Consider the following 23,220-nt stretch of genomic DNA (forward strand, 5'->3'; position numbering starts at 1 on the left):
GAGCGGATCGGGCGATGGCGGATGCGGACGTGAGGCCAGGCGGCTCCGAGACCCTGCTGAAGGTCCGCCCCACCGTGTTCGTGGCGCTCGGCGGCACGGGCATGGAGGTGCTGCTGCGCCTGCGCCGCCGCATCCTCCAGGCGGACTGGAACGGGGCGCGGCTCAACGCCATCGACGAATTCCCGGCCGCGAGCTTCCTCTACTTCGACACCGACACCCTGGATGCCCGCGAGAGCGGGCGGGCGGCCGCCACCGATCCCATGGCCGCCAAGGTCGCCTTCAGCGAGGGCGAGACCCTGCAGAAGGCGGTCAACCTCGCCCGCTACCAGGCCGAGCGGCGCAACTACCCGCATATCGACGAATGGCTGCCCGCCCGCGACCTCTCGCGCATCGATTCCTCGAAGGGCGCCGGGCAGATCCGCAGCATCGCCCGGCTGCTGTTCTTCGACGCGTACCGCAACTTCACCGGCCGGATGGTGGCCAAGGCGAACGCGGTGCTCGCCAACATGTCGAACGAGACGCGCCTGCGCGCGGCCGGCCTCGACACCTCCACCGACCTGCGCGTCGTCGTGGTCGCCTCGGTGGCCGGCGGCACCGGCTCGGGCGCGGTGATCGACGCCGGTTACGCCATCTCGTCCCTGGAGACACCCAAGCGCCCGGATTCCGTCGAGCTCTTCCTCGCCCTGCCCTCCGGCTATGTCGGCGCCAACAAGGAGCGGGTCTTCGCCAACGGCTTCGCGACCCTGTCGGAACTCGAATACGCCATGCGGGGCAACCCGCAGCCGCCCTACGTCACCCGCTGGAGCGACTACGACACGGTCTCCCGCGACGTGGAGCGGCCGTTCTCGGACGTGTACCTGTTCGACACCCACAACCTCGCCGACCAGCGCACCGGCAACGTCGGCGACCTCTACGACATGATGGCCGACGTGCTGTTCGAGGATTTCGGCAATTCCGAGTTCTCGGCCCGCAAGCGCTCCACCGGCGTCAACCAGACCCAGCACAAAATGCGCAAATGGGCGCCGCCGGCCGGCGAAGGCGGGGGCCGCACGGCGCTCTATTCCCTCAACTACTCGACCCTCGGGCAGGCGGTGCTCGCCACCCGCGGCAGCCTCGAATTCGAGGAGACGGCGACCCGCACCAGCCTCGGAATGGTCGAGGCCTTCTTCGGCGTCGCCCGCGGCGCGGGCGAGCGCCACATCCCCACGGTGGAGGAGCGCGACCGCTTCCTGGCCGACCGGCTGTCGCTGCGCTTCTCCGCCTTCGAGGCGTTCCCCAAGGTGCTGGCGCCCGTGCCCCCGGGCATCCCCGAGTACGACCTCGTCGGCGTACTGCTCCAGCGCGCGGACGGGGGCTCGATCCAGGAATCGGTGGCGCTCGGCGTCGAGGAGGCGGTGGACGCGATCAAGGTCGAGGTCTCCTCGGTCCGCGACTGGGCCGGCAACCTGCGCAAGGTCGCCGACCGCCTGCGCGACGACATCCTCGGCCGCACCGGCTCCGGCGTAACCTACGGTCCCCGCGGGGCCGAGGTGCAGGAGGTGCGCGCGCGCCTGGAGACCGCGCTGCTCTCCGAGGCGGAGGCCGCGTCCCTGCGGGGCGCCCTCTACCAGCGGCTGGACGACCAGGAGCGCGGCGGCCTCGACTACACCCTCGCCCTGATCGAGGGGGTGAAGGAGGTGATCGAATCCGACGGGGGCGCCCTGGCGCGTCTCGTGGCGGCGTCCGACGCCTATGCCCGCATCGCCGACGAGATGCTGTCGGAGCACTTCTCCGCCTCGCTCACCCGCCTCGATCAAGTCCGGCCCGGCCTGATCTTCTCGCATCGGCGCGACGCGGAGCGCTACCTCGATCAGGCGCGCGAGGACCTGCGGGGCTTCGCCGTCCTGCGCATCCGGGCGGTGGCCGCGCGGGAGGCCGCAGCCCTCCTGCGCCGGGTCTCGGGCCGGCTGGGGAGCCGGATCGGGCGCGACGAGGAGACCGGGCAGAGCCGCTACGACGGGCTGCTCGGCGAACTCCGCCAGGGCCATGCGGACGTGGAGCGGATGGGCGCCGAACTGCGCCTAGACCTCGCCGAGATCCGCAACGCGATCGAGCGCCCCTCCGGCGGCACCTTCCTGGTGCTGCCCTCGGGCAGCCTGCCGGAGATCGCGGTGGATGCCGGCGAGCGCCTCGCCTGGGCGCGGGAGGCGTTCCGCGCCTATGGCGGGTCCCAGGCGATCTTCCGCCTCATGCGGGAGGAGGACAGCCGGGCCGAACTCCTCAACGCCGTGCGGAGCATGGCCCGGCGCCGGCTCGGGCCCCACCAGGCGCGCATCCCCTCGGCGCTGGCGGCTTTGCGCGAACTCGCCCCCGCCCGCCAGCGCGAGATGCTGGAGACGATGCTGCTGCGCTGCCTGCCCTGGATCTTCGCCCGCTTCGACGCCTTCCAGCCGAGCGGCGACCAGTTCAAGACCATCCTGGCGGTCGAGGGCGCCCGCGCCTTCCAGGCGGAGTTCGGGGCGATGCTGCGCGCGGCCCTGCCGCCGCTGCTCGGCGCGGGGGAGATCGCCTACCTCGAATCCGGGGTGCGCGGCCGTATCGTCTGCTACTGCGAGTTGTCGGGCGTGCCGCTCGACGTGCTCGGCCCCTTACGCCGCGACTGGCGCACGGCCTATGCCCAGGAACTCAACCGCATCGACGCCATCCCCCTGCACAACCACAAGGATTACCTGCGCTTTCCCGATCCCGTCGTGCCCTCCGCCGAGGAGGTCGAGGCTTTGCGCGAGACGCTCGGCCTGTTCCTGCGCGGCGTCTGCCTCGGCCTGTTCCGGCGCGATCCCGACGACGGCCTCTGGCGCTTCGAGTTCGAGCCCGGCGACTGGCGCAGCATCGGCTCGGAGCGCACCCTGCGGCGCAAGCTGTTCGATCCGGCCCAGCGCTACGCGGTCGAGGCCCACATCGCCCGCGCCGAAGCCGCGCTCTCGCCCGTGCAGGCGCTGGCGATGGCGGCCCTGTTCGCCTGGACGGGCAAGCGCGCCTACGCGCCGCGGCGGGAGACGGTGAACTACGACGCGGAGGCCCGAATCGGCGGCATCGCTCACGGGGTCGCCCTGGCCCTGGCCGATCGCTGGCGCCGCGCCGCCCTCGACCCGGCCAGCCGCGTGGCGGGGATCCCCGCCGGACCGGACGCGCTCTACGAGACGTTCCTCGGAGCGATCGAGCGCTGGACGGTTCCGATTCCCGGGAGCCTCGGCGACGTGGAGCCCACCGAGGCCAACCGCGACGCGACCGATCCGCCGGCCCTGCGCGCCCTCGACAAGCGCGCGGTCGACCCCGCCCGGTTCGAGACGGCAGCGCTGCTGCGCCTCGGCGTGTCCGATCCGGCACCGGACGCCCCGCAGCGTCCGCCGCAGACCCTGTTCTTCGTCTTCCGCGAGACGGTCGAGGGCCCCTACCCGCTGGCCGAACTCTCCGCGATGGTGCGGGACGGCCGGATCGGACCGGCCACGCAGGTCCATCCGCAGGGCGAAGCCTGGATGCCGGCCGCCCGCCATCCGGCGCTCGCGGCCCTGTTCCCGCCCGCCCCGCCGAGGCCCGAACCGCCGTCCGAGGGGACGGCGTGAAAGGCTCGCGGAGACGGTGGACGGAGTTGGTGCGGTTCCTGCCTGAGGGAGCGGAACGACGGCGGGACACGAGCCCCGCTTCCCTTGACAACCGTGCCGAATGGCCGGAAGCCGCAGCCCGATGCCCCGAGCCCGACGTGCGGACCGCTCTTCAGCGCCGTGCCGAGGCCTAGGGCCGATCGACCCCGGAGGCCGTTGCATGGATGTGATCGAGACCCGGATTCCGGCCGTCAAGCGCGTGGTGCCCAAGCGCCACGGCGATGCCCGCGGCTGGTTCTCCGAGACCTTCCGGGCCGACGTGCTGGCGCGGGCCGGCATCGTCCAGCCCTTCCTGCAGGACAACCAGTCCTTCTCCGCGCCGAAGGGCACGATCCGCGGCCTGCACTTCCAGCTCGCGCCCCAGGCCCAGGCCAAGCTGGTGCGGGTGCTCTCGGGCGCCATCCTCGACGTGGCCGTCGACCTGCGCCGGGACTCCCCCACCTTCGGCCAGCACGTCGCCGTGACCCTGGACGCCGAGGGCGGCGAGCAGCTCTACGTGCCGCACGGCTTCGCGCACGGCTTTTGTACGCTCACCCCCGACACGATGGTGGCCTACAAGGTTGACGCCTATTACAGCCCCGAGCACGACCGGGCGCTGGTCTGGAACGACCCCGAGATCGGCATCGACTGGCCGGTCGCCGATGCGGAGGCGATCCTGTCGGACAAGGACAAGCGCGCCCCGCGGCTGTCCGACCTCGGGACCGTGTTCTGAGCGCTGAGCAAGGAGAGCCCTGACATGCGCATTCTGGTGACCGGGGGCTGCGGCTTCATCGGCTCGGCCCTCGTGCTGCATCTCGTCCACGACCTCGGCCACGAGGTGCTGACGCTGGACGCCCTGACCTACGCCGCCAACCCCGTCTCCCTGGCGAGCCTCGCCGACGACCCCCGCCACCGCCTCGTCGAGGCCGACATCTGCGACGCGCCCGCCGTGCGCGCGGCCTTCGCGGCGTTCAGGCCGCAGGCGGTGATGCATCTGGCCGCCGAGAGCCACGTCGACCGCTCGATCGCCGATCCGGGCGCCTTCGTGCGCACCAACGTCATCGGCACGCAGGTGATGCTCGACGCCGCCCGCGGCCACTACGAGGGCTTGTCCGGGGTGGATAAGGAGGCGTTCCGGTTCCTCCACGTCTCGACCGACGAGGTCTACGGCTCGCTCCCGCCCGACGGCTACTTCACCGAGGAGAGCCGCTACGACCCGCGCTCCCCCTACTCGGCTTCCAAGGCGGCCTCCGACCACCTCGCGCGGGCCTGGCACGAGACCTACGGCCTGCCGGTGCTGGTGACGAACTGCTCGAACAATTACGGGCCGCGCCATTTCCCCGAGAAGCTCATTCCCCTGATGATCCTCAACGCCCTGGAGGGGCGCGCTCTGCCGGTCTACGGCGACGGCCTGAACGAGCGCGACTGGATTCACGTCGAGGATCACGCCAGGGGCCTCGTGGCGGTGCTGGAACGGGGCCGGATCGGCCAGACCTACCTCCTCGGCGGACGGGCCGTGCGCAACAACCTCGCCGTGGTCAAGGCGCTGTGCGCCGCCTTCGACCGGCTGCGGCCCGACCACGGGCCGCACGAGAAACTGATCTCCTTCGTCGCCGACCGGCCGGGCCACGACCGGCGCTACGCCATCGATCCGGGCAAGGCGGAGGCCGAACTCGGCTGGGCGCCTTCCAAGAGCTTCGAGGCAGCGCTGGAGGACACCATCCGCTGGTATCTCGAGAACGAGGGCTGGTGGCGCCCGATCCGCGAGGGCCGCTACAAGGGCGAGCGCCTCGGCCTCGCGACGAAGGCCGGCTGAATGGACCTCCTGATCCTCGGTGGCGCCGGCCAGGTCGGCACAGAGTTGCAGGCCGTGTCCTGGCCTGCCGGCACCCGCATCCACGCGCCGGGCCGGGCCGAGCTCGACGTCACGGACGCCGCCGCGGTGGCCGCCGTCCTTGCCGGGCGGCCCTATGCCGCCGTCGTCAACACGGCGGCCTACACCGCGGTGGACAAGGCGGAGGGCGAGGTCGCCGAGGCATGGCGGCTCAACGCGCTGGCGCCTGCGATCCTGGCGGCGGAGACCGCCCGTCTGGCGATCCCGCTGGTGCACGTCTCGACCGACTATGTCTTCGACGGCTCGGGCGAGGGCGCCTACGAGCCCGACGACCCGATCGACCCCAGGAGCGTCTACGGCGCCAGCAAGGCCGCGGGCGAACTGGCGGTGCGCACGGCCAACCCCCGCCACGCCATCGTGCGCACCGCCTGGGTGGTGAGCCCGCACCGGGGCAACTTCGTCAAGACGATGCTGCGGCTTGCGGCCGAGCGCGACGCGCTCACCGTGGTGGACGACCAGCACGGCTGCCCGACCTCGGCGGCCGACCTCGCCGCCGCCCTGTCCACGATCGCCCTGCGGCTCGCCGGGGACGAGGTCGCGCCGACCGGGACGTTCCACTGCGTCAACGGGGGTGACACGACCTGGTGCGGCTTCGCGCAGGCGATCGTCGCCGGCAGCGTGAGGCGGGGCGGGCGCAATGTCCCCGTCACAGGCATTCCGACCAGCGCCTACCCGACGCCGGCCCGGCGCCCGGCCAATTCCCGGCTGTCCACGCGGAGCCTGGAGGCGGCCTACGGCCTTACCATGCGGCCCTGGCAGGACGCGCTCGCCGACATCCTCGACCGCCTCGTCGGGCCGGTCTCGGACCCGATGGAGAAGGACCACCGATGAAGGGCATCGTTCTGGCCGGGGGCTCCGGCACGCGGCTCCACCCGGCCACGCTGTCGATCAACAAGCAGCTCCTGCCGGTCTACGACAAGCCGATGATCTACTACCCGGTCTCGGTGCTGATGCTGGCCGGCATCCGCGAGATCCTGATCATCTCCAGCCCGGAGCACCTGGACAACTACAAGCGCCTGTTCGGCACCGGCGAGCAGTTCGGCCTGAGCTTCTCCTACGCGGTCCAGCCCAAGCCCGAGGGCCTGGCCCAGGCCTTCATCATCGGCCGCGAATTCGTGGGCGGGGACGACGTGGCCCTGATCCTGGGCGACAACCTGTTCTTCGGCGCCGGGATGAGCGAGTTGCTGGGGCGGGCCGCCAGCCGCAAGGCGGGGGCGACGGTGTTCGCCTACCACGTCGACAACCCGCAGGCCTATGGCGTCGTCACGCTGGACTCGGCCGGCCGGCCGCTCCGCCTCGTGGAGAAGCCCAAGGAGCCCGAATCGACCTGGGCGGTGACCGGCCTGTACTTCTACGACAACCAGGTGCTCGACATCGCCGCCGCCGTGAAGCCATCGCCGCGGGGCGAGCTGGAGATCACCTCCGTCAACGAGGCCTATCTCGAACGCGGGCAGCTCCATGTCGAGCGAATGTCGCGGGGCTATGCCTGGCTCGACACCGGCACCCACGACAGCCTGCTGGAAGCCTCCGAGTTCGTGCGCACGATCCAGCACCGGCAGGGCCTCCAGGTCGCCTGCCTGGAGGAGATCGCCTACCTCCAGAACTTCATCGACCGCGAGCAGCTGGTCGCCCGCGGCGAGTTGTTCTCGAAGACCGCCTACGGCCAGAACCTGCTCCGTCTCGCCCGCGAGAACGACGCGGGCTCGCTGCGCTAACCGAACAGTTCGTCCCGCGTCAGCCAGTTCGGGTCGATCATCGCGTCCAGGTCGTCCGGCGCGGGCGGCGGCGGCCGGGTCGGCGCGTCGTCGCCGCGCACGAGGAAATCGGTCTGCGAGCGCTCGGCGTCGCGAAGCTGCTCGGCGAGCAGCGAGAGATAGCTCGCCGCCGCCGCCGGACCGAAGCTCTCGGCGAAGCGCTCGTGGGCGACGGCCGCCATCGTCTCGATCACGGCCTGGGTCGGGGTGCCGCGCTCGACGGCCGCGTCGAGGACGGAGTGCCACGCGCGCGCCAACTGCTGGCGCAGTTCGAGGGTATCGTCCACGGTCAGGCTCTGTTTCGGTTGGTCGTTGCGTTGGCGGATCGGCCCGTGCCGGACGGGGGACGGGACCGTGCCGTCCGGGGCTCGCGGGAGACAAAAGCGGTCCGCCACCGCGGATCAGTCAGACCCTTTCGCACGGCTAAGTCAATTCACGCGCCCGTCATGGGCGCGCCTGTGCCGGCTCGATGGTCCAGTCCCGCTCCAGTGCGACGGCCGCGCCGCGGCGCAGGGTGAACCGGGCCGTGTAGCGCCCGGGCGGCCACCCCTCCGGGGGTCGCTTGCGACCGGCGAAGAGGAGCGATTGCGCCCGCGAGCGTTCCAGGGCCGGCTCGACCCGCTCGGCCAGGGTCCGGCCGTCCGGCCCGGCCAGGGTCAGGCTCTGCACGTCCCCGGCATCGAGGCCGATCACCCTGACATAGGCGACGAGCGCCGCCGCGTCAGGGCCGGGCGCGTGCACGGCACCGGATTCGACGGCCTGCATCGCCACCGGCCCGTCCGCGAAGCCCGCGTTGAGGATGGTGCCCGCGCGGTAGGCGAGCAGTGCCTGCGCCTCCGGGCTCCACAGGGTCCTGCGCGCCGGCGCCAGAGCGCCCGGATCACAGGTGCCCTCCGTGGCGTCCGGGGCGAAGGGGTCGATGACCTTGCCGCCGTGGCGCAGGGTCAGGTGCAGGTGCGGGAACTCGGTCTCGCCGGACAGTCCGACCTGCCCGATCGGCTGGCCGGCAGAGACCGTGTCGCCCGGGCGCACCCTGAGGCTGGCGCGGGCCATGTGGCAGTACTGGCTCTCCCAGCCGTCGTCATGGGCGATGACGAGGCCGTTGCCGCATTCCTGGCCCTTGACCGCGGCGGCGTCCGAGCCGCGCTCGCGCCCGTCGGCCATGTCGGAGCGGCCGCGCAGCACCCGTCCGGCGGCGACGGCGAGCACCGTGCCGGGTTCCTCCTTCGCCTCCGCTCCGGTGCGGATGCGGAAATCCGTGCCGTTGTGCTTGTCGTAGGTGCGGCTGCCGCAGGTGTAGTCCCGCGCGCCGGGCCCGGAATCCTGGTCGACGTAGTGCTGGACGAAGCAGGTCTGTCCCGGCACGCAGGCCAGCGGAAAGTGCAGCCTGATCTCCTCCGCGTATGCCGCGGATGCCAGGAGCGGCAGGAGGGCGAGGTGGGTAGGTCGCAGGCTCAAGAGGCGCAGGGTCATCGGCTCTCCATCCATGCCGGGCCGGTCACGCGGCCGCGAGGTAGAAGGCGGCCTGATCGCCCCGGCCCGCCCGGTTCAAGCGCTCGGCCTCGGCCCGCCAGCCCGCGATCGCCTCTGCGGTAAACAGCGGCGCGCCCTGGCCCCAGCGGTAGGAGCGCGGATCGAATAGGGGAATGTCGCGGCGGTACTGCTCGCTGCCCCAGAACTGGAGATCGTAGGAATCGTGGACCACGTCCACGATCCGCAGGCCCGCGGCGGCGATCAGCCGTTCGAGACTCCTGCGGGTGTGCAGGAACAGGTGGCGCGGCGCGTCGAGCTGGACCCAGTCCGTGCCGTAGGTCTCCCAGGCCTGCGAATCCGCCAAGGGCAGACGCAGCAGGCAGAGGCCGCCGGGGGCGAGCCGCGCCGCCACCTGCCGCAGGGCGTCGGCGGGGTCGGGCAGGTGCTCGAAGACGTGGTGCATCATGATCGCGTCGAAGGAGCCCTCGACCTCGGCGAGCGATGCGCGGCGCACGTCGAGGCCGATGTCGTAGCGCAGGTCGCCCGCGAGGTAGGGATCGATGCCGACCCCATCCGTCCAGCCGGCCAGACGAAGCTGGTAGAGCAGGCGCCCCGAGCCGCAGCCGACGTCGAGGATGCGGCGGCGCCGCTCCAGGTCGAGGCGGCGCAGCGACCAGAGCGGGCGGCGCATGTCCGCGTGGGCGATGGCGGCGGCCTCTGCCTCTGGCAGCGTCAGGAGGCCGCGCACCGCCTCCGCGTATTGCCGCCGCCGGGCGGGATCGGCGAACTCGCCGTCGAGGTCGCCGAAGCTGTAGTAGTCGGCCCCGTAATATTCGCCGAGGTTGGCCGGGACGGTCTCGATCTGGAGGCAGCCGCAGGCGGCGCATTCGACGTAATCGAACGGATCGCGCCGGCCGAGCATCATCTCGCGTGCCGCGTGGCAGCGATTGCCGGCGGCGTTGCCGCAGAGGCGGCAGGCCGGGACCGGCGATGGTCCGGCGGCGAATACCCGACGGAACGGGTGGAACACGTGGGCGCGCCCGGCCGCGCTCTCGGCCCGCACGACCTCGGCGGGCACGTCGTCACCGACCGCGTTGAGCAGGCGCCGACCGGCCGGGGCGTCCCTGGTCGCGGGGTCGGCAGCCCACCACGGCACGAACGGGTGGTCCGTGCAGACCGGCGTGCCGAAGACCTTGGCAAGCGTCGGCAGCTTGTATTCGAGGAAGCCGGCCTCGGGGTGGCCCGCGGCGAGATAGCGGTCGAGGAAGCCGCGCGGCAGGCACACGACGACGAACAGGCAGCACCAGAGCGGCCCGTCGTAGCCGTGCGATCCGAGAAGATAGTGCCGGAAGGCGTCGAGGTCGCCCGCCCGGCCGGGCCGGGCCGGGTCGAGCCAGCCCCACCACCCGGCGACCTCCTCGGCCGGACGGAACCCCGAGAACAGGGCCTCGCCCGGACGCAGCATCGCGAACAGCTCTGCCACGGGCTTGAGCAGCAGCATGTCCCACTGGACCAGCACAACCGTGTCCCAGGGCAGGTGCCGGCCGCGGTCGCGGTGCCAGGCGGCGACGAGCTGGTCGCCGTGGCGCCATTTCCAGGCGTCGTCTCGTGCCTGCGCGAAGAGGTAAAGGTCGTCGAGCAGGGGCCCGAGACGCTCGCCCATCCCGGCGGCCTCGCCGGGCGGACCGCCGTAGAGCCCGTAGATCGCCGTGCCCGGGTTGAGGGCCCGCAACTGCCGCAGGCGGTCCTCGCAGATCTCGGGCGCCTTGTAGAACCAGAACAGGATCGCGAGCCCGAGGCCCGGCGCCTCCGGTTCGGCCGGCCGGGTCCGCGCGGATGCGTCGCCTGGGCGATCGGGCGTGGTCATCGGGCGCGGCATCTCACGAAGCGCCGGCCCTCACAACCCCACCTCGTCCGATGCACGTCCGCCGGAGGATCGGCCTCTTGTATCCTGCAAGCACCGAGCGGACACTGTCGCCCCCGGGCGTCCGTCGCACCTCCCCTTCGACGCGCCGTCACCGTCGAGTACCGGACCGGATGGACCTTCACGAACTCGCCGCCAAGCATCTGCGCAAGGCGATCCAGGACGGGGCGCTCGATTCGCCGGCCGGGCTGAACCAGTGCCTGCGCGCCCTGGCGATCTGGCGCTCCAAGCTGATCGACAACCAGATCATCGCCCGCCACGGGCTCACGGTGCAGAACGGCCCCTTCGCCGGAATGGTGTTCCTGAACCGGTCGGCGGAAGGCTGCCTCGCGCCCAAATTGCTGGGCTGCTACGAGGCGCCCCTCCATCCCTTCCTGATGGAGGTGACGGACTCGGCCTTCGATACGATCATCGATATCGGTTCGGCGGAGGGCTACTACGCCGTGGGGCTCGCGCGCCGCACCACCACGACGCGCGTCCTCGCCCACGACACCAACCCGATCGCGCAGGACGCGGTGCGCGAACTGGCGGCCCTCAACGGCGTGGCCGACCGGATCGAGACCGGGGGCGAGTTCCAAGGCGCGGATTTCGCGCTCCATGCCGGCGGGCGCACGCTCGTCGTCATGGACATCGAGGGCGGGGAGGACGCCTTGCTGCGGCCGGACCTCTATTCTGCCCTCGCCGGCATGAGCGTGCTCGTGGAATGCCACGACATCTTCAAGCCGGGCCTGTGCGAGACCATCGCCGAGCGTTTTCGGGCCACCCACCACGTCCGGCGCGTCGACGAGCAGTTGACGCCCCCTGCCCTGCCGGACTGGTTCGAGCAGACCACCCATCTCGACCGGCTGCTGGCGATGTGGGAATGGCGCTCGGGCGCGACGCCCTGGCTGGTAATGAAGCCGCGGCGGTGACCGGCGCCTACTTCGCGCCGCAGCCGATGCAGATGCCCTTCTGGATCTTGTCGTTCTGCTTCTCTTCCGGCGTGCGCTCGCGCCGGTCGCCCGGTGTCTCGGCTCCGGCGGCCGCGCCCGGCGGCTTGGTGCGGCCCACGGTCGAGGTGTTGGGCGCGGTGACGGTCGATGCCGGGCCGCCGCCGGTCCCGGTCTGAGCCTGGGCGCGGGCCGCGGACGGCGCGCCGAGCACCGTCAGGACCAGGAGGGACAGGGCGGTGAGCAGGTGCGACATCGGCATCGAAAAATCTCCTTCGAAGCGGCCTAACGCGCAAGCGTGGCGGCGGTTCGCCCGGACGGCGGACCCACACCGTGATTCGTGGCCGCCCGCCTTCGTCCATCTTTGCAGATCGGGCCCGCGCGCCGTATCAGGGCCCGCCGCACCCCGCCCGACCACGCACGCGGTCTTCAGCAGAACTCCGGAGCCGCCACCGCGATGCGGGAACCGAACGCGATCGATTTCTGGCGCGGGCTCGCCCTCGTGACGATCTTCGTCAACCACGTGCCGGGCAACACCTTCGAGCGCTACACCTATTCCCAGTACGGCATCTCGGACGCGGCCGAGCTGTTCGTGTTCCTGGCCGGCTGGTCGATCGGCATCGCCACCCGCGGGCGCGACGGTGTCCCCGAGCCGCGGCTGAAGACCGTGCTGCGCCTGTTCTCGCGCACCATCGAGGTCTACCGGGCGCAGCTTACCGTGATGGTGCTGGCGCTGGCGATGATCGCGGGCACGGCACTGGTGCTCGACAACCCGCTCATCCTCGAATGGCACAACGCCGGCACGTTCTTCGCCGACCCGATCCAGTCCATCGTCGGCGTGGCGCTGCTGTCCCACCAGCTCGGCTTCTTCAACATCCTGCCGCTCTACGTCGTCCTGCTCGGGGCGGCACCGCTCTTCGTGCTGCTCGCCCGCGACAGCCGGACCATGGCAATGCTGCTCTCGGCCAGCATCTACCTCCTCAGCCTGATCGAGGAGTGGAACCTGCCGTCCTGGCCCGGGCAGGGAGACTGGTTCTTCGACCCGTTCTGCTGGCAGCTCCTGCTGGTGCTCGGCTTCGTGCTCCACGACTGGAACCGGGAATCGGACACCCTGCGGCGCTGGTCGCGCCGGCTGTTTCCCGCAGGCGTCGTCATCGTCGTCGTCGGCGTGGTGCTCTCGGTCCTCGAGATCAGGCCCGATCCCCTCGCGGTGCCGGAGCCCCGCCTGCTGTTCACCTTCGAGAAGTCCTACCTCACCCCCGCGCGGCTGGTGCACTTCCTCGGGGTGCTGCTCGCGTTCGGACCGGTCTATCCCATGATCGCGCCGCGGATCGGACCGGTCGTCCGCTATCTCGCGCGCCTCGGCCGAAACTCGCTCGCTGTATTCTCGATGGGTTCCGTCATGAGCCTCGCCGGCCAGCTCTTGCGTTTCTGGACGGGAGGCGGACTACTCGTCGACGTGATCGTCGTCGGCTCGGGCGTATTCGGCCTGGGCTTCACCGCATGGTTCGTCGAATGGCGTTCCCGCAAGCCCGGACAACGGGCCTGATGTCCCGGCATCCCGCCACCCGGGTGCTCCTCGCCGCCGCCCTCCTGTGCGGAGGGACGGCCGCGGCCGAGGAACCGCAGGCGAGCCGGCAGGCCGTCTCCCCCACGATCGTCTCGCCGCCGACGCTCCCCGGCGGCAGTCCGCCGGAGGCGGGCGACGCCAGCCTCTCGCCCGAATGCCGGGTTCCAGGCTCCCAGCTCTACACCCTGGCCAAGCTGGCGGCGGTGAAGGCCGCGCTCAAGGACAAGCGCCCGGTGCGGGTTCTGGCGATCGGCGGCACCTCGGCGCTGGGGGCGTCGGCGACCTATCCGGTCAAGCTGGAGAACGCCCTGGAGCGCTCGTTGCCGGACGTGGACGTGGTGATGGAGGCCCGCGGCCTCCAGGGCGAGGTCGCGGGCGGGGCGGCCGAGCGCCTGCGCGGCATGGTGGCCGAGGTCGAGCCGGACCTCGTGATCTGGCAGGTCGGCACCCACGACGCCCTGGCCCGCGTCGACGTGGACGCCTTCGCCGACGCCCTCGACGAGACCGTGAAGTGGATCAAGTCGCACGACATCGACGTGGTCCTCGTCGATCCCCTCTATACCGCGAGTCTCGCCGACGACGCCTATTACAGCAGCATCGTGCGCAGCGTCCGGGAGGTCGCCGCGCGCGAGCAGGTCCCCCTCGTCCTGCGCTACGAGGCCCTGCGCTACCTCGCGGGCCGCACCGACAAGGGCGAAGGGCACATGCTCGGGCGCCAGTTCCGCCTCAACGAACTCGGCCTGCGCTGCCTCGCCGAGCACGTCACCCGTGCGATCACCTTGTCCCTGCTCCAGCCCGACGCCACCGGCACGGTGCCCGGCAAGGCCACACCTGCTCCCGTGACCAGGCCCGCCGACCGGTGAGGCGCCGTTAACGCCCCCGCAACGGCGGCCCTTTAAGTCTCGGGGCCGGGCTCCGGGGCGGGAGCCGATCGATCGGTCGGGACACGGGCATGGCAGCGGGGGCATCCTTCGGGACGACGCTCGGACGGCTCCGGTCGCTCCGGAGCGGACCGGCGCGGTCCGCGCTGACGGTCTTTTCCATCCGCATCGCCTCGGCCGCCTTCGCCTACGGCGCGCAGGTCCTGGCCGCCCGGCTGATGGGCTGGGAGGAATACGGCATCTTCGCCACCGTCTGGGTCTGGACGGCGATGCTCGGCCATTCCGTGACGCTGGGCCTGTCGCAGGGCGCCTGCCGGTTCCTGCCCGTCGACCAGGCCCGCGGCGACCTCGACCACGCCCGCGGCTACCTCATGGCCGGCGCCCTCGTCACCGGCGGCGCGGCGCTCGTCGTGGCCCTCGCGGGCGCCGCCCTGCTGACGCTCTGGCCGAACCTGGTCTCGCAGCCCTATCAGGCGCCCCTGCTGATCGCGGCCTGCGTGCTGCCGCTCTTCGCCCTCCAGGACTACCTGGAAGGCGTCGCCCGCAGCCAGGACTGGGCCGTGCTCGCCATCGCCCCGCCCTACCTGCTGCGCCAGATCGTGATGATGGCGGCCATGCTGCTGTCCGTTCTGGCCGGCGCGCCCGCCAAGGCCGGCGTCGCCATGGGCTGCATGCTGGTGGCGGCAGGCCTCGCCATCACCCTCCAGGCAGTCCTCCTGATCCTGCGCCTGCGGCGGACGATCCCCGCCGGCCCGCGCCGCTACCGCTGGCGGCACTGGCTCGGCACCAGCCTGCCGATCGCGGCCATCGACCTCGCCAATGCCGGCTTCACCTTCGTCGACGTGGTGGTCCTGAGCTTTCTGATGCCGCCCTCGGCCGTGGGCCTCTACTTCGCGGCCACGCGCATCCAGCAATTCGTGGTCTTCGTGCATTTCGCGGCCACCGCCGCCACCGCACAGCGCTACAGCGCGGCCCACGCCATCGACGACCGGCAGGCCCTGATCCTGCTGGTCCGGCGCATGGGGCTCGCCACCGCGGGCGCCACCGCCCTCGTCGCCCTCGGCGTGATCGCGGCGAGCCCGCTGCTGCTGGCGATGTTCGGCCCGGATTTCGGCGCGAGCGTGCCGATCCTCGCCATCCTCGCCGCCGGCAGCGTCGCGGCGAGCCTGTTCGGCCCGAGCGAGGACCTGCTGACCATGCTCGGCGGCGAGCGCCTCTGCGCGGGCATCACGCTCGCGATGCTGGCGGTGGCCGCCGGCCTGTGCTTCGCCCTGATCCCGCCCTTCGGCGTCACCGGCGCGGCCTCCGCGATGGCGCTGGCCACCGTGCTGCGCGCCCTCGTCCTGGCGGTGGCGGCCGGCGCCGTGCACGGCTTGTCGACCCCGGTCTGGTCGGGGCTGGCGGGAGCGGCCCGATGATCGCCGCCCGCCGCAACGCCGACCCGCGGACCGGGATCTGCGGGTTCTCGCAGATCGATCCGGGCGCCTGGGACGACCTGTTCTCGCGCGCACGGGCGCCGCATCCGCATTACGGACGGCACGTGCTCGGCGCGCACCGGGCCGCCGGCCTGCTGCCCGACGACCTCGCCTTCGTCGTCGTCCGGGACGGGGCGCGCCTCGACGCCCTGCTGCCGTTCCGGTCGCGGCGCGACCTCAGCGGCCTCGGCGCCCACGTCGCCCGCCCCTTCCTCTCGCCCTTCGTCACGGCGACCGCGCCCCTCGTGGCGGACGGCCCGGACCTTGCCGGCACGCTCGACGCCCTCGTCGCCGGGCTCGGAGCCGCCTCGGGCAGCGGGGCCTGGCGCTGGCCGCTGCTCCCCGTCGAGAGCCCGGCTGGCGCCGGCATGCTTGCGGCGATGCGCGCGGCAGGCTGGCAGCACGCAACGGTCGCGGATTTCGCCCGGCCGGTGCTCGACCGCCGCGAGAGTTACGAGGCATTCCTTTCCGGCCATCCCCACCGTTCGCGCCTGAAGGACCTGCGGCGGCGGGCGCGCCGGCTGGCCGAAGGCGGTGTGCTCGGTTTCGAGACGGCCGCCGGCGGCCCGCGCCTGACGGCCCTGGTCGAGGCCTTCCTCGACCTCGAACGGGCGGGCTGGAAGGGTGAGGCCGGCAGCGCCATGGCCTGCCGCCCGCAGACAGTAGCCCTCGCCCGCGCGCTATTTGCCGAGACGGACGGCCCGGTGGGTGCGCGCGCCGACGCCCTGACCCTGGACGGGCGGCCCGTCGCGATCAGCTTGGCGCTCACCGGCAATGGCACCGCCACGCTCTTGAAGACCGCCTTCGACGAGGGCTTGCGCACCCATGCCCCCGGCCTGCTGCTGGAGGCCGAGATCGTGCGCGCCTGCCATGAGACCGCCTTCGCCGACCGGCTCGATTCGGCGACGCTGGCGGGTTCCGTGCTGGAGGGCCTCTACCGCGAGCGCGAGACCATCGCGGAGGTCGTCGCCCTCCCCCCCGGTGCCGGGGCCCTCTCCCTCGACCGGCGCATCCGCCTCGCCCACTTCGAGCACCGGGCGCGCGAGACCGCCAGGCGCGCCCTCAAGCGCCGCTAGAGCGCTCCCCGCCGAAGTGAGCACCGGCTCGGCGTAAGGGGGCGCGTCAAATCAAAGACTTATACCAAGCCTCATAGGCAAGAACCTATGAGGTCCGGTGGACGGCCGCCGCCGCGCAGTCGCGGGGGCCAAGCCACGATGAGGCATCCTCACCGAGGCTTGGTATTAGAGCCGGCGGCCGCGCAGGGCGGGGATGAAATCCGCATCGGTCAAAGCGGCGGCCACGACGGAAAACAGGCCGAGATGCAGGCCGAGCGCCGCCGCGAGCCCGTGCAGCGACCACAGCACGACCGCGCCGCCGGCCATCAGCGGAGGCCCGGCCACGTAGGCGAGGTGCCGCCATCCGGATACGGGGCGCCCGAGCCGCCAAAGGCAGGCCGCCAGGGCGGCGAGCGCGAAGCCGCCCTTGATCATGGCCACGCAGCGAATCACCCGCGCGAGATCCGGATCGCTGGCGACCTCGGGCGCGCGCAGCACGACGAGTCCCGCGGCGGCGAGCGCCAGCACTGTGCCGCCTGCCAGGACGGCACGGGCCGTCGGGGGCCACAGGGCGGGTCGGACGTCCTGCCGTAGCCCGGCCGTCGCGTCGGATACGGTCGAAGCGTGCATCGGAGCCTCCAGCGAGAGACAGGACCGTCGGCGCGGCGATCCGACCGGCGGACCTCGCATCGCGCGGGACCGGAAGCGTACATCCGGTCGGACGGATCGTCCACGACCGAACGGGACGTGGCTCAGATCGACTGCCCACGCCGGAGCCGGCGCGCGTCGTCCATGGCCGCCGGGATGCCGGCCAGCACACGGATCGGATTGGTGTAGACGATCCGGACGTTCTTCGGCGTGATGCTGCACTGAACGCAGACCGCGAAGATCCACCGCGTCCACAGGGCGTTGTTCTTCCGGTCGATCTGCCCTTGCCGGAGCTTCGCGCGCCTAAACAGTTCCCGGGTCTCCTCCGCCCGCTTCTCGCCCACGGATTCCCGCTGTTCGGGCGTCACGGACGGTAGCCGCGCACCGTCCTGCGCCGAACAGGGAGCGACCAGGGCGGCGAAGGCCATGGCGCCAAGACAGATCCGCATGAGAGGCTCCCGATGGTTCGGCGCGCGCGCCTCAAGACGAATCCTACGGAAGCCGGACGCGAAAGTTTCGAGCCGCGCCCCGGAATTGGAAATATGGGGGAAATTTAGCCGGTTTGCCGAGATGAGGCTATATTTTGCTCATCTCGAAACGTCGGCCCGCGGACTGATCGATATAAGGTTCCGATCTTGGCTCTGCTGATCAGGCCGAACGTCGCGTGCGCTCCGATGTCCCTCACCCGGTCCGGCAATGTCCGGCATGGCCGGTCTCCGGGTTGGTTTTAGGAAGCGCCGGCGCGGTCAGCGGACCACGTCGGGGTAGTATTGCGGGCTCTCGCGGCGGTCGAACATGCCGTAGTCGCGGATCACCCGGACGGCGCGGTGGCGCATCCCTGTGGCAGCGGGCGGGATCGGGCCGAAGGCGCCGGCCGCCTCCGGCCCGGCCCAGGAGCCGAGGACGAGGAGCTTGCCGGGCCGGTAGATGCTCGCGAACACGTCGTGCCCGACGAGTCCGGGCGCGGCCGGATCGAGCCCCACCGCGTGGAGCACCCCGCCCACCCCGTCCGGCAGCGCGGCGGCGTCGTCGGGCTCGAGTTCCGTAATCGTGCAGGCCTTGGCGCGGCCGGTCTCGGTGGCGTCGAAGCGCTGCTCGCGAATGGACAGGCCTTGGGGCGGGCGGGTGTCCGCCGTCACCTCGCCGACGCGCAGGTGATAATCCGAAAAAATCCCGAAGCGGCCCTTCTCCTGGGTGAGGTGGTGGCGCGCCTCGGTGCGCCAGCGGATCACCGACTTCTCGTCCCGCCACGTGGACAGGGACAGGATGCGACCCGCCCGGCCCCGGCTGGCGAAGCGCTCGTTGTCGACGAAGCCGTCGATCGATTCGAGCACCGGCTTCATCTCGGCGGCGAGCGCCAGGTAGGCGTCCTTGCGGCCCTCACCGGGTTCGACCTCGAAGATCACCGTGAACATCGTCATCCTCCTTCAGGCGGCGGCCCGGCGCAGGAACGTGCGCTCCTCGATCAGGATGCAGCGGGACGCCTGCGCCATCGCAAAATTCGCCCGCGCCTGCGCATCGTCGGCGAGGCGTGCGCGGTAGGTCTCGTAGGCGGCCAGGCTCTCGAACCCGATCAGGGCCAGCGCCACGGTGTTGTTGCCCTCCTTCGGCAGGAAGTAGCCGATCAGGTCGCCGCCGCAGCGGGGGATGATCGAGAGCCAGGCCGTCGCGTAATCCTCGAACGCGTCGATGCGGTGCGGATCGAGGGTGTAGCGGATGCAGCAGGTGATCATGCCGGATTCCTCCCGTGTCGCGTCATGCCGCCGGTCCTCGGCCGGGGCCGTCATGGGCGGAAGGATGGCGAGGCCGGCCGGCGGAGTCATCCCGGAACGCTTCGGTCGCGGCCGAAGCGTTCGTGCGTGATCGGGGGACGATCCGGGGCTAGATTGCGCCCATCATGCGTTCAGGCATCGGCATGGCGGAGGTCGCCGCACTCATCGCGGACCCGGGACGGGCCAACATGCTGGCCGCCCTGCTGGACGGCCGCGCGCTCACAGCGACCGAACTGGCCTTCACCGCCGGCATCGCCCCCGCGACCGCGAGCGGGCATCTCGCCAAGCTCGTGGACGGGCGCCTGCTCGGCCTCGCCCGCCAGGGCCGGCACCGCTACTTCCGCCTCGCCTCGCCGGAGGTGGCGCGGATGCTGGAGGGCATCCTGGTCTTTGCCGGCGCGCCCGCCCCGGCCCGGCGCGTCACGCCGCGGATCGACCCGGCGCTGCGGGAGGCCCGCACCTGCTACGACCACCTCGCCGGGCGGCTCGCGGTGTCGCTCGCCGACGCCCTCGTCGCGCGCGGCGCGATCCAGCTCACGGAGGAGGCCGGCGAGGTGACGCCGGCCGGCCACTCCCTGCTCGCGGAGTTCGGCATCGCGCAGGAGCCGGTGAGGACGGGCCGGCGCCTGTTCTGCCGGCCCTGCCTCGACTGGAGCGAGCGGCGCCCGCATCTGGCCGGCATCCTGGGGGCCGCCCTCTGCACCCGCTGCGAGGACCTTGGCTGGATCGCCCGCAGCCGCGACAGCCGCGCCGTCACGGTGACGGAGGCGGGCCGCGCAGGTTTTCGCGAGCGGTTCGGGATCGCGCTCTGAGGCCGGTCTCAGCCCGGCGGCAGGACCTCGATCTGCAGGCCGCCGTAATAGGCCGCCAGGTTGGCGATGTCGGTATCCGACAGGTCCTTTGCCACGACATTCATCACCTCGTTCTTCCGGGTGCCGTCACGGTATTCGCCGAGCGCCTTGACGAGGTAGATCTCGACCTGGCCCGCAAGGTTCGGCGCCTCGGGCAGCTTCGAGAGCCCGTCCATGCCGTGGCAGGCTTGGCAGGCGGAGGCACGCTTGCGCCCCGCACCGGCGTCGCCGGCCTGGGCGCAGGCCGGCGCGAGGGCGAGCAGCAGGGCGAGAACGGACAGGCGGATCATGCGGCTCTCCGGATTCTTCCGTTCGGGCGCCGGCCCCCACCCACCGGGCGCGGGGATCGAGCAGGAAGGCGGCGCGCTCCGGCGCCGCCCGGGTCGTGCCGCCTACTTCGCATCGCCCTCGTAGGAGATGCGGTAGATCGCCCCCGCGGTGTCGTCGGAGACGAGGAGCGAGCCGTCGAGGAGCACGGCCACGTCCACCAGCCGGCCCAGGTACTCGCCGTCGCCGGTGAGCCAGCCCTCGGCGAAGGGCGCGGGCTGCCCGACCTTGCCGTCCGCGCCGGCCGGCGCGAACATGATCCGCGCGCCCACCGGCTCGCTGCGGTTCCAGGAGCCGTGCTCGGCGATGAAGATGCCGCCGCGATAGCTCTTGGGGAACTGCTTGCCGTTGTAGAAGGTCAGGCCGAGGTCGGCCGCGTGGGGCGGCAATTCGGCCACCGGCGCGACCACGCCGGCCGGCGGGGTCTGGTCCTTGTACTCGACCGTGCGGACCTGCCCGCCGCCGTACCAGGGGAAGCCGAAGTTCTCGCCGGCCTTGGTGGCCCGGTTCAACTCGCCCGGCGGCTTGTCGTCGCCCATGCCGTCGACCTGGTTGTCGGTGAACCAGAGGGTCTTGTCCGGGGCGAAGTCGATGCCGACCGAGTTGCGGATGCCGGTGGCGAAGACCTCACGGTTCTTGCCGTCCGCATCCATGCGGACGATGCCGCCGATGCCGTGCTTGGCGTAGAGGTCGAGCTTCTCCGGGGCCGGCACGTTGTAGGGCTGGCCGAGCGCGATGTAGGTCTTGCCGTCCGGCCCGACGCGGCAGACGCGGGCGGTGTGGTTGAAGCTCTCCTCGGAGGCGGGGATCAGGTCGCCCTGCTTCACCACGAGGGCGGCGGCCACGTCCGGCGCCTCGTAGAAGAACTCGGCCGCCGGGAACGACAGCACCCGGTTCTGCTCCACGACCGTCAGCACCCCGTCCTTCGAGAAGCAGACGCCGTTGGGGATCTTGAACTCGATCCCCGGCGCGAAGGGCCGCACCTCGTCGGCCACCCGGTCCTTGTCCCGGTCGGTGACGGTGAAGACCTTGCTCTTGCGGGTGCCGACGAACAGCACGCCCGCGTTGGGGCCGACCGCGATCGAGCGGGCGTCGGGCACCACGGCGTAGAGGTCGATCTTGAAGCCCTCGGGCAGCTTGATCTTGGCGAGCGTCTTGCGGATCGCGTCGGCGCGGCGGCCGGTCTGCGGCACCTCGGCGGCGGGCGCCGTGTTCGTGCTCTTGAACGCCTGGAGCTTTTCCAGGTCGTCCACCTTGGCCTTGGTCTCGGCCGGAGGGGCACCTTGAGCGAGGGCGCCGGTGGCGGCGCCGGCGAGAAGTGCGGCGAGGATCGCGGAGCGCATGGACTTCCTTCCCGGATTCGCCCCGTCGTCGGGCGTTGCCGGGAATCGTAGGCGTTCGGCGGCAGCCGGCAAGGCGGCGCGGTGACGCCCGCCCGCGCCTGTCCTGTCCCTTACGCGACCTTGCGGGGCACCAGGCGCTCGCTCGCCAGCGCGTCCTGGGCGCCGGAGACGCCCGCCTCCGTGTACTCGGCGTCCTCGTTGACCCGCCAGACGTCGTGGCGGCGGTGGCCCGCGATGATGTTCTCGACGGTCAGCATCGCCGTCATCATCGCGTGGTCCTGGTTGTTGTACTTGTGCATGCCGTTGCGACCGACGAGGTGGAGCGTCGGGAAGTCGTGCTCCAGCTCGCGCCGCACGCTGGCGACGTTGTCGGCATAGGTCTCGTCGTAGACCGGATAGGCCTTGGGCTGGCGCACGACGCAGGCATCGACCACCTCCCGCGGATCGATCAGGCCGATCTGGCCGATCTCGCGCTTGGCCAAGGCGACGAGGTCTTCGTCCGAGGCGGTCCAGAGGCCGTCGCCCTCGAAGCAGAAATATTCCAGCCCGAGACAGGTGTGGTCCTCGTCCGGGATCATCTCCGGCGACCAGGAGCGGAAGTTCTGCACCCGGCCGACCTGCACGGACGGGTCGTGGATGTAGATCCAGTTGTCGGGGAAGTCCTTCTGCGACTTGGCGATCAGGGCGACCGTCACGAAGTCGCGGTATTGCAGTGAGCGGGCGTTGAAGGTGCTCAAGGGGCGCGGCTTGATCGCGTCGACCAGTTCGCGCACCGGGGCCGAGGAGATCAGGTGGCGGGCGGTGTAGGTCTCGCGGGTGCCGTCGCCGCGGGTGGCCGAGACCGTCCAGATGCCGGTGGCGGGCTCGAAGCTCAGGCCGTCGACGCCCCGGTCGAGGAGCACGCGGCCGCCCTGGGCGGCGGTCTTCTCGGCGGCCGCCTCCCACATCATGCCGGGGCCGCGGCGGGGATAGCGGAAGGACTCGATCAGCGTCTTGATCACCGGCTCGCCGGGCTTCTGCTTGGCCCGCAGGCCCAGGGAGCGCTTGAGGGCGTCGCGGATCGCGGCGCCGAGGTCGAGGCCCTTGATGCGCTGGGCCGCCCAATCGGCCGAGATCGCGTCGCAGGACATGCCCCAGACCTTCTCGGTGTAGGTCTTGAAGAAGATCGAGAACAGGCGCTCGCCGAACTGGTTGCGCACCCACTCGTGGAAGCTCTTCGGGGTCTCGATCGGCTTGGCGCGGGCGAGCAGGTAGGAGGCGACGCACAAGGTGCTGGTGAGGATGCCGAGGTTGCGCAGGGCCTCGAAGGCCTTGAGCGGATAGGCGTAGTACTTGCCCTTGTAATAGATCCGCGACAGGCGCGGCCGCTCGATGAAGTCGTTGGGCAGGATCTCGTCCCAGAGTTGGACCACGGCCTTCGACTTCGAGAAGAAGCGGTGGCCGCCGATGTCGAACAGGTAGCCGTTGTGCGAGACGGTGCGCGAGATGCCGCCGACCTGGGCGGGGTCGCGCTCCAGCACCGTGACGTCGCGGCCGTGCTTGGACAGCAGGTAGGCGGCGGTCAGACCCGCCGGTCCTGCGCCGATGACGAGCGTCTCGGTGTGGTGGCTCATCGGCGGCTCCGGCAGGACGGCGAGGACCCGCGCCGGGCCCGCTCGCGGGGGTGACAGTGACACCGGGAAGGTTAAGGAACCGCTTCCTCGG

At 71.5% G+C, this 23,220-nt stretch carries 22 protein-coding genes; 11 read left to right on the top strand and 11 right to left on the bottom strand.

Translation table 11 applies throughout. The features are described 5' to 3' along the window. The first annotated feature begins 14 nt into the window (after positions 1 to 14). The 5 genes from COGEMETH_RS18855 (at position 15) to rfbA (ending at position 7,229) form a co-directional block, all read left to right on the top strand. Positions 15 to 3,602, top strand: coding sequence for a tubulin-like doman-containing protein (locus COGEMETH_RS18855; RefSeq protein ID WP_238184140.1), 3,588 nt, complete (start codon positions 15 to 17; stop codon positions 3,600 to 3,602). Between the two features lie 199 nt (positions 3,603 to 3,801). Beyond that, on the top strand, positions 3,802 to 4,353 hold the full coding sequence (rfbC, locus tag COGEMETH_RS18860) for a dTDP-4-dehydrorhamnose 3,5-epimerase (protein ID WP_238184141.1): 552 nt from the start codon (positions 3,802 to 3,804) through the stop codon (positions 4,351 to 4,353). 24 nt (positions 4,354 to 4,377) lie between these two features. Beyond that, positions 4,378 to 5,436 carry a dTDP-glucose 4,6-dehydratase gene (gene rfbB / locus COGEMETH_RS18865; RefSeq protein WP_238184142.1) on the top strand — a complete coding sequence of 353 codons (1,059 nt, stop codon included), beginning with the start codon at positions 4,378 to 4,380 and terminating at the stop codon, positions 5,434 to 5,436. Further along, a complete protein-coding gene (rfbD, locus tag COGEMETH_RS18870; protein WP_238184143.1) occupies positions 5,437 to 6,345 on the top strand; it encodes a dTDP-4-dehydrorhamnose reductase in 909 nt (302 codons plus the stop codon). It abuts the gene before it with no gap. Then, a complete protein-coding gene (gene rfbA, locus COGEMETH_RS18875) occupies positions 6,342 to 7,229 on the top strand; it encodes a glucose-1-phosphate thymidylyltransferase RfbA (protein WP_238184144.1) in 888 nt (295 codons plus the stop codon). The genes rfbD and rfbA overlap by 4 nt, the downstream gene beginning before the upstream one ends. Here rfbA and COGEMETH_RS18880 read toward each other — a convergent pair. The 3 genes from COGEMETH_RS18880 to COGEMETH_RS18890 form a co-directional block, all read right to left on the bottom strand. Further along, a complete protein-coding gene (locus COGEMETH_RS18880) occupies positions 7,226 to 7,555 on the bottom strand; it encodes a hypothetical protein (RefSeq protein ID WP_238184145.1) in 330 nt (109 codons plus the stop codon). The two genes, rfbA and COGEMETH_RS18880, sit on opposite strands and share 4 nt — an antisense overlap. 157 nt (positions 7,556 to 7,712) lie before the next feature. Beyond that, entirely contained in the window at positions 7,713 to 8,741 is a 1,029-nt protein-coding gene (locus COGEMETH_RS18885) for a M23 family metallopeptidase (protein WP_238184146.1), read from the bottom strand. 25 nt (positions 8,742 to 8,766) lie between these two features. After that, positions 8,767 to 10,608, bottom strand: coding sequence for a class I SAM-dependent methyltransferase (locus COGEMETH_RS18890; RefSeq protein ID WP_238184147.1), 1,842 nt, complete (start codon positions 10,606 to 10,608; stop codon positions 8,767 to 8,769). A gap of 170 nt (positions 10,609 to 10,778) precedes the next feature. Here COGEMETH_RS18890 and COGEMETH_RS18895 point away from each other — a divergent pair, with 170 nt between their 5' ends. Further along, positions 10,779 to 11,576, top strand: coding sequence for a class I SAM-dependent methyltransferase (locus COGEMETH_RS18895; RefSeq protein WP_238184148.1), 798 nt, complete (start codon positions 10,779 to 10,781; stop codon positions 11,574 to 11,576). A 7-nt stretch (positions 11,577 to 11,583) separates the two neighbouring features. On the opposite strand, the gene COGEMETH_RS18900 is transcribed toward COGEMETH_RS18895, so the two are convergent. Continuing rightward, positions 11,584 to 11,850, bottom strand: coding sequence for a hypothetical protein (locus tag COGEMETH_RS18900; protein ID WP_238184165.1), 267 nt, complete (start codon positions 11,848 to 11,850; stop codon positions 11,584 to 11,586). Between the two features lie 201 nt (positions 11,851 to 12,051). Here COGEMETH_RS18900 and COGEMETH_RS18905 point away from each other — a divergent pair, with 201 nt between their 5' ends. From COGEMETH_RS18905 to COGEMETH_RS18920, 4 genes are all read left to right on the top strand, one after another. Next, positions 12,052 to 13,143 (top strand): OpgC family protein, encoded by a 1,092-nt coding sequence (locus COGEMETH_RS18905; protein WP_238184149.1) that lies wholly within the window; start codon positions 12,052 to 12,054, stop codon positions 13,141 to 13,143. Continuing rightward, positions 13,110 to 14,027: an SGNH/GDSL hydrolase family protein gene (locus COGEMETH_RS18910; protein ID WP_373875395.1), complete on the top strand. Its 918-nt coding sequence runs from the start codon at positions 13,110 to 13,112 to the stop codon at positions 14,025 to 14,027. Before COGEMETH_RS18905 ends, COGEMETH_RS18910 begins: the two co-directional genes overlap by 34 nt. A gap of 89 nt (positions 14,028 to 14,116) precedes the next feature. Beyond that, a complete protein-coding gene (locus COGEMETH_RS18915; RefSeq protein ID WP_238184151.1) occupies positions 14,117 to 15,463 on the top strand; it encodes an oligosaccharide flippase family protein in 1,347 nt (448 codons plus the stop codon). After that, positions 15,460 to 16,596: a GNAT family N-acetyltransferase gene (locus tag COGEMETH_RS18920; RefSeq protein ID WP_238184152.1), complete on the top strand. Its 1,137-nt coding sequence runs from the start codon at positions 15,460 to 15,462 to the stop codon at positions 16,594 to 16,596. Before COGEMETH_RS18915 ends, COGEMETH_RS18920 begins: the two co-directional genes overlap by 4 nt. 165 nt (positions 16,597 to 16,761) lie before the next feature. On the opposite strand, the gene COGEMETH_RS18925 is transcribed toward COGEMETH_RS18920, so the two are convergent. From COGEMETH_RS18925 to COGEMETH_RS18940, 4 genes are all read right to left on the bottom strand, one after another. Next, entirely contained in the window at positions 16,762 to 17,205 is a 444-nt protein-coding gene (locus COGEMETH_RS18925) for a hypothetical protein (RefSeq protein ID WP_238184153.1), read from the bottom strand. A gap of 122 nt (positions 17,206 to 17,327) precedes the next feature. Continuing rightward, on the bottom strand, positions 17,328 to 17,672 hold the full coding sequence (locus COGEMETH_RS18930) for a hypothetical protein (RefSeq protein ID WP_238184154.1): 345 nt from the start codon (positions 17,670 to 17,672) through the stop codon (positions 17,328 to 17,330). 297 nt (positions 17,673 to 17,969) lie between these two features. Then, the gene (locus COGEMETH_RS18935) at positions 17,970 to 18,638 is read right to left on the bottom strand and encodes an antibiotic biosynthesis monooxygenase family protein (RefSeq protein ID WP_238184155.1); all 669 of its coding nucleotides are present in this window, start codon (positions 18,636 to 18,638) and stop codon (positions 17,970 to 17,972) included. A 12-nt stretch (positions 18,639 to 18,650) separates the two neighbouring features. Beyond that, the gene (locus COGEMETH_RS18940; RefSeq protein WP_238184166.1) at positions 18,651 to 18,956 is read right to left on the bottom strand and encodes an NIPSNAP family protein; all 306 of its coding nucleotides are present in this window, start codon (positions 18,954 to 18,956) and stop codon (positions 18,651 to 18,653) included. Between the two features lie 164 nt (positions 18,957 to 19,120). Here COGEMETH_RS18940 and COGEMETH_RS18945 point away from each other — a divergent pair, with 164 nt between their 5' ends. Then, positions 19,121 to 19,807, top strand: a complete 687-nt coding sequence (locus COGEMETH_RS18945) for an ArsR/SmtB family transcription factor (RefSeq protein WP_238184156.1) — start codon at positions 19,121 to 19,123, stop codon at positions 19,805 to 19,807. Positions 19,808 to 19,815: 8 nt separating this feature from the next. On the opposite strand, the gene COGEMETH_RS18950 is transcribed toward COGEMETH_RS18945, so the two are convergent. The 3 genes from COGEMETH_RS18950 to COGEMETH_RS18960 all read right to left on the bottom strand — a co-directional run bounded on the left by COGEMETH_RS18950 (position 19,816) and on the right by COGEMETH_RS18960 (position 23,129). Further along, positions 19,816 to 20,136, bottom strand: a complete 321-nt coding sequence (locus COGEMETH_RS18950; RefSeq protein ID WP_238184157.1) for a c-type cytochrome — start codon at positions 20,134 to 20,136, stop codon at positions 19,816 to 19,818. A 102-nt stretch (positions 20,137 to 20,238) separates the two neighbouring features. Beyond that, positions 20,239 to 21,516: a PQQ-dependent sugar dehydrogenase gene (locus COGEMETH_RS18955; protein ID WP_238184158.1), complete on the bottom strand. Its 1,278-nt coding sequence runs from the start codon at positions 21,514 to 21,516 to the stop codon at positions 20,239 to 20,241. A gap of 110 nt (positions 21,517 to 21,626) precedes the next feature. Continuing rightward, positions 21,627 to 23,129, bottom strand: coding sequence for an NAD(P)/FAD-dependent oxidoreductase (locus tag COGEMETH_RS18960; RefSeq protein WP_238184159.1), 1,503 nt, complete (start codon positions 23,127 to 23,129; stop codon positions 21,627 to 21,629). Between the last annotated feature and the right edge of the window lie 91 nt (positions 23,130 to 23,220).

The organism is Methylobacterium trifolii, assembly GCF_022179685.1.
Lineage (GTDB): Bacteria > Pseudomonadota > Alphaproteobacteria > Rhizobiales > Beijerinckiaceae > Methylobacterium > Methylobacterium trifolii.

Excerpts from the sequence above, each read along its gene's own strand:
- COGEMETH_RS18955 (WP_238184158.1), bottom strand. The coding sequence starts at position 21,516 with ATGCGCTCCGCGATCCTCGCCGCACTTCTCGCCGGCGCCGCCACCGGC.
- COGEMETH_RS18915 (WP_238184151.1), top strand. The coding sequence starts at position 14,117 with ATGGCAGCGGGGGCATCCTTCGGGACGACGCTCGGACGGCTCCGGTCG.
- COGEMETH_RS18930 (WP_238184154.1), bottom strand. The coding sequence starts at position 17,672 with ATGCGGATCTGTCTTGGCGCCATGGCCTTCGCCGCCCTGGTCGCTCCC.
- COGEMETH_RS18920 (WP_238184152.1), top strand. The coding sequence starts at position 15,460 with ATGATCGCCGCCCGCCGCAACGCCGACCCGCGGACCGGGATCTGCGGG.
- COGEMETH_RS18890 (WP_238184147.1), bottom strand. The coding sequence starts at position 10,608 with ATGACCACGCCCGATCGCCCAGGCGACGCATCCGCGCGGACCCGGCCG.
- COGEMETH_RS18855 (WP_238184140.1), top strand. The coding sequence starts at position 15 with ATGGCGGATGCGGACGTGAGGCCAGGCGGCTCCGAGACCCTGCTGAAG.
- COGEMETH_RS18905 (WP_238184149.1), top strand. The coding sequence starts at position 12,052 with ATGCGGGAACCGAACGCGATCGATTTCTGGCGCGGGCTCGCCCTCGTG.
- COGEMETH_RS18885 (WP_238184146.1), bottom strand. The coding sequence starts at position 8,741 with ATGACCCTGCGCCTCTTGAGCCTGCGACCTACCCACCTCGCCCTCCTG.
- COGEMETH_RS18910 (WP_373875395.1), top strand. The coding sequence starts at position 13,110 with ATGGCGTTCCCGCAAGCCCGGACAACGGGCCTGATGTCCCGGCATCCC.
- COGEMETH_RS18925 (WP_238184153.1), bottom strand. The coding sequence starts at position 17,205 with ATGCACGCTTCGACCGTATCCGACGCGACGGCCGGGCTACGGCAGGAC.
- COGEMETH_RS18935 (WP_238184155.1), bottom strand. The coding sequence starts at position 18,638 with ATGTTCACGGTGATCTTCGAGGTCGAACCCGGTGAGGGCCGCAAGGAC.
- rfbC (WP_238184141.1), top strand. The coding sequence starts at position 3,802 with ATGGATGTGATCGAGACCCGGATTCCGGCCGTCAAGCGCGTGGTGCCC.
- COGEMETH_RS18945 (WP_238184156.1), top strand. The coding sequence starts at position 19,121 with ATGCGTTCAGGCATCGGCATGGCGGAGGTCGCCGCACTCATCGCGGAC.
- rfbD (WP_238184143.1), top strand. The coding sequence starts at position 5,437 with ATGGACCTCCTGATCCTCGGTGGCGCCGGCCAGGTCGGCACAGAGTTG.
- rfbA (WP_238184144.1), top strand. The coding sequence starts at position 6,342 with ATGAAGGGCATCGTTCTGGCCGGGGGCTCCGGCACGCGGCTCCACCCG.
- COGEMETH_RS18950 (WP_238184157.1), bottom strand. The coding sequence starts at position 20,136 with ATGATCCGCCTGTCCGTTCTCGCCCTGCTGCTCGCCCTCGCGCCGGCC.
- COGEMETH_RS18960 (WP_238184159.1), bottom strand. The coding sequence starts at position 23,129 with ATGAGCCACCACACCGAGACGCTCGTCATCGGCGCAGGACCGGCGGGT.
- COGEMETH_RS18940 (WP_238184166.1), bottom strand. The coding sequence starts at position 18,956 with ATGATCACCTGCTGCATCCGCTACACCCTCGATCCGCACCGCATCGAC.
- COGEMETH_RS18895 (WP_238184148.1), top strand. The coding sequence starts at position 10,779 with ATGGACCTTCACGAACTCGCCGCCAAGCATCTGCGCAAGGCGATCCAG.
- COGEMETH_RS18900 (WP_238184165.1), bottom strand. The coding sequence starts at position 11,850 with ATGTCGCACCTGCTCACCGCCCTGTCCCTCCTGGTCCTGACGGTGCTC.
- rfbB (WP_238184142.1), top strand. The coding sequence starts at position 4,378 with ATGCGCATTCTGGTGACCGGGGGCTGCGGCTTCATCGGCTCGGCCCTC.